Here is a 233-nt window from a genome sequence, read left to right as displayed (position 1 = left end):
CAACAGGTGGTTATAAAAAGCTTGGAGGCTAATTACCACAAAGTGGACGGAGTCTCTGGGGCAACTATTTTAGGTGATGGTCGTGTCTCGTTAATTTTAGATATTAGCGGTTTGATTAAGCTTTCAGGATTAAAAAAACCTGGCAGCCAAGCATTGAGTATTGAGCCATCAGCGACTCTGGAGGATTCATGTTCTCTGAATCAATAGCATTAAATAGCAATATTGAGCTACAG

General features: G+C 40.3%; 1 protein-coding gene. It reads left to right on the top strand.

Features of this window, described 5'->3' with window-relative positions:
• A partial coding sequence (locus SB765_RS34030; protein ID WP_410933083.1) for a chemotaxis protein CheW occupies nt 1–207 on the top strand: 207 nt, incomplete at its 5' end.
• Between the last annotated feature and the right edge of the window lie 26 nt (nt 208–233).

Source organism: Pseudomonas sp. SIMBA_067, from assembly GCF_046534675.1.
Classification (GTDB): Bacteria; Pseudomonadota; Gammaproteobacteria; order Pseudomonadales; family Pseudomonadaceae; genus Aquipseudomonas; species Aquipseudomonas putida.
Note: the sequence above shows the minus strand (reverse complement) of the source record. Positions and strands in the feature narration are given on the sequence as shown.